Here is a 3,574-nt window from a genome sequence, read left to right as displayed (position 1 = left end):
GGCCCACGCAGCGCCGGCGGCGTGTGGCTGCGGACCTGCTCTGCCTGGTGGTCAGCCGCGGTCCCCGCAGGGTCGGCCGCGGGTCCGTTCCCGCCGGTGCGCCACTGCACGGTACGCACGATCACGCCTGGACCGAAGGTCGCGTCGTCGCCCGCGTCGGTCCCGGCGAGCCCGAAGGCGATCACGCGGCCAGCGTGCGACAGCGCGCCTGCGTACACGCTCGCCCCGCCGCTGTGCTCGTGGCCGCTCGGCGCGACCGACGCGCGCACAGTCCGGCTGGTCTCGAGGTCGTGGACGAACACGTCGACGGCGCCGTTGCGGTCGCCGTCGACGAGGTTGGTCGCTCGGGAGGCGAACGCGACGTAGCGACCGTCGGGGGACAGGGCCGGTTCACCCTGCCCACTGTCACCGTTACCCGGCGTCGCATCCGGGGCGCGCGACACGAGCACGGTCCGGCCGTCGGCGACGTCGCGGACGAACACGTCGACGGCGCCGTTGTCATCGCCGTCGACGAGGTCAGAGGCCAGCGACGCGAACGCCACGCGCCGGCCGTCGGCGGACATCGCCACACCGCCGCGGACGTCCGCGCAGCGGCCGGGGATCGCGGTGCTGGTGGTCCTCGTGGCGCGGTCACGGACGTAGAGGTTGCGTCCGACGCAGGTCGGAGCGTCGGGGACCAGGTTGGTCGCGTTGGAGCTGAAGGCCACGAAGCGGCCATCCGCCGAGATCGCCGGTGCGCGGCTGTCGAGGTCGCCGGCGATGCCGTGCGCCGACACCGAGATCAGCTCGGTGGTCCCCGTCCGCCGATCGTGGACGAACACGTCGTCGAGCCCGTTGGCGTCGCTGTCGACGAGGTTGCCCAGGTCGGACGTGAACGCGACGAAGCGACCGTCGGCGGAGATGTCGCCGACCACGCTGCCGTTGCACGTCATGCCGAGCGCGCATCTCGGCTCGATGCCGCCGCGACCGACGGAGACCCGCGCCGTTCGTCCCACCCGACGATCACGGACGAACACATCGGCGACGCCGTTGGTGTCACCGGCGACCAGGTTGCTGGCGTGGGAGCTGAACGCCACGACGCCGGCGTCGGCGGACGACACCGGCCCAGCGGCGTCACGGGTCGGCTCGCCGTTGGCTGGCGTGCCGGAGTCGGACACGTCCATGCGCTGGGCGATCCCGCCGGGGCGATCGACGGCGTGGACCCCCGCAGCGGTGGTGAACACGACCGTCGCGGCGTCGGCCGACAGCGACGCCGAACCAGCGCTTGGGTCGCCGACGCGCTCGACCGCCTCGGCTCCGGCCGCAGGGGTCGACAGCGCCGCGACGCACCCGAGGGCCACGCCGGCCATGGCGATGCGCCGCACCGGGCGCCACACCGGGCGCCACCGCGGGCGCCACCGCGGGCGCTTGACGTCGTGAGCCTGCGGCGGCAACGCGTCCCCTCTGAGCGGTGGTGGCACATCTTGCCGTCTGGGCGCCCCAAGAGGGAAGCGCGGTGATCACCACATCCGGAGGTTGTCCCCAGCCGGAACGCGGCGTGTGGTCCGCGGCAACGCGGTGGGCCGTAGCGTCGCCGCATGCGCCAACGTCCCAACCAGCGGCTGGGCACGGCCGGTGAGGACCTCGCCGCCGCGTACCTGCGTGAACGCGGCTACCGCATCGCGGCCCGGAACTGGAGGCCGCACGGCGTCCAGCTGCGCGGGGAGGTCGACATCGTCGCCGTCCGCGGTGACGTGCTCGCGTTCGTGGAGGTCAAGACCCGCCGTGGGGAACGCTTCGGGGGGCCGCTCGAGGCGGTGACGTGGCGGAAGCAGGCCCGGATCCGGGCGCTGGCGACCGCCTACCTGCAACAGGCGGGAGCCGGGCGCTGGGTGGTGCGCTTCGACGTGATCGGCGTCGTGACACGCGCCGCGCAGGCGCCCACCGTCGTGCACGTCCCGGCGGCGTTCTGATGGCGCTGGCGATCACCGGCGCGGTGGCCCTCGCCGGCCTGGAGGGCCGTCCGGTGCGGGTGGAGTGTTCCACGGGATCGGGGTTGCCACAGCTCCGGCTGGTCGGTCTCCCCGACACGGCCGTGCGTGAGGCCGGCGACCGCGTGCGCGCCGCCATCCAGCGCAGCGACCTCGCCTGGCCATCGGGCCGGGTGGTGGTCAACCTCGCCCCGGCGGCGCTCCCCAAGACCGGTGCCGGGTTCGACCTGCCGATCGCCCTGGCGGTGCTGGGCGCGACCGACCAGGTGCCACTCGACGCGCTGTCAGGCGTCTACGCCCACGGCGAGCTCGGCCTCGACGGACGGACCCGGCCGGTCCCGGGGGTCCTCCCGGTCGCGGTCGCCGCGCGGCGGGCCGGCTGTGACCGGCTGGTCGTCCCCGACCGCGCTGCGGTCGAGGCCGACCTCGTCGACGACCTGCGGGTGATCCCCGTCGTCGACCTGCGCGAGGCCGTGGCCGTCCTCCGCGGTGACCGACCAGCGCGCCCACCGGGCGAGCCTGCGCCGATGGCTGCCGAGCCCGTCCCCGACCTCCTCGACGTCCGCGGCCAGCCGGTCGCGCGGCGGGCGGTGGTCCTGGCTGCGGCCGGAGGCCACCACCTGCTCCTGGCTGGTCCCCCCGGCTGCGGCAAGTCGATGCTGGCCCGGCGGCTGCCCGGGATCCTCCCGCCGCTCACGGTCGACCAGGCGCTGGAGGTCGCGGCGGTGCACTCGGTCGCCGGCGTCCGCCCCCCCGATGCCCCGCTGTGTCTGCGGCCGCCCTTCCGCGACCCCCACCACACCGCGTCGGTCGCAGGACTGATCGGCGGGGGGAGCGGGATCGCCCGTCCTGGCGAGGTGTCCCTGGCGCACCTCGGCGTGCTCTTCCTCGACGAGCTGCTGGAGGTCCCACGCTGGGTGCTCGACGCACTGCGCCAGCCGCTCGAACACGCCACGATCACCATCGTCCGCAGCCGCGCCATCGTGCGGTACCCGGCCAAGGTCCTCCTGGTCGCGGCGACCAACCCCTGTCCGTGCGGTCACCTGGGTGACCGGATCCGCCCGTGCCGGTGCCGCCCCGACCAGGTCGACCGCTACCGCTCGCGGTTGTCGGGCCCACTGTTGGACCGCATCGACCTGGCGGTCGAGGTACGACCGGTCGATCGCGACCGGTTGCTCGGACCGCCCGACGGCGAACCGTCCGCGGTGGTGGCCGCCGAGGTCGCCCGGGCGCGTGCGCGCGCCGAGGAACGGTGGGGCGCCGGCCGGCTCACGCGCGACGCGTCAGCTGCGGCCGTGCGTGCCACCTCCCAGCGCCAGGCCCTGACCGCGTTGGGTCGGGCGGTGGACGCACTCGGGTTGACCGCACGCGGGTTCGATCGCTGCCTGCGGGTGGCGCGCACCATCGCCGACCTCGACGGTGCCGACCTGATCGACGTCGCACACGTCGAGGAGGCCGTCGCCTACCGGCTGGCACCGGTCGCGTGAGCGCCGCGGACCCCTTCGCGCGGGTCGCGGCGTCCGGCACGGACCCGCAGCTGCTAGCCCGCGTGGCGGCCCGGCTGCTGGGCCCCCGCGGCGATCCCCGCACGGTCGTCCGGGAGG

The 3,574-nt window shown here is 75.1% G+C and carries 3 protein-coding genes; 2 read left to right on the top strand and 1 reads right to left on the bottom strand.

Translation table 11 applies throughout. From position 1 onward, the window contains the following. Window positions 1-1,364 (bottom strand): hypothetical protein (locus M3N57_07815; protein MDP9022589.1); only part of this gene is annotated, 1,364 nt, incomplete at its 3' end. A gap of 213 nt (window positions 1,365-1,577) precedes the next feature. Between M3N57_07815 and M3N57_07810 the strand changes: the two genes are divergently transcribed. Together M3N57_07810 and M3N57_07805 are read left to right on the top strand one after the other, a co-directional pair. After that, on the top strand, window positions 1,578-1,952 hold the full coding sequence (locus tag M3N57_07810) for a YraN family protein (GenBank protein MDP9022588.1): 375 nt from the start codon (window positions 1,578-1,580) through the stop codon (window positions 1,950-1,952). Continuing rightward, on the top strand, window positions 1,952-3,457 hold the full coding sequence (locus M3N57_07805) for a YifB family Mg chelatase-like AAA ATPase (GenBank protein MDP9022587.1): 1,506 nt from the start codon (window positions 1,952-1,954) through the stop codon (window positions 3,455-3,457). The genes M3N57_07810 and M3N57_07805 overlap by 1 nt, the downstream gene beginning before the upstream one ends. The last annotated feature ends 117 nt before the right edge of the window (window positions 3,458-3,574 follow it).

It is taken from the genome of Actinomycetota bacterium (assembly GCA_030776725.1).
Classification (GTDB): Bacteria; Actinomycetota; Nitriliruptoria; order Nitriliruptorales; family JAHWKO01; genus JAHWKW01.
Note: the sequence above shows the minus strand (reverse complement) of the source record. Positions and strands in the feature narration are given on the sequence as shown.

Excerpts from the sequence above, each read along its gene's own strand:
- M3N57_07810 (MDP9022588.1), top strand. The coding sequence starts at position 1,578 with ATGCGCCAACGTCCCAACCAGCGGCTGGGCACGGCCGGTGAGGACCTC.
- M3N57_07805 (MDP9022587.1), top strand. The coding sequence starts at position 1,952 with ATGGCGCTGGCGATCACCGGCGCGGTGGCCCTCGCCGGCCTGGAGGGC.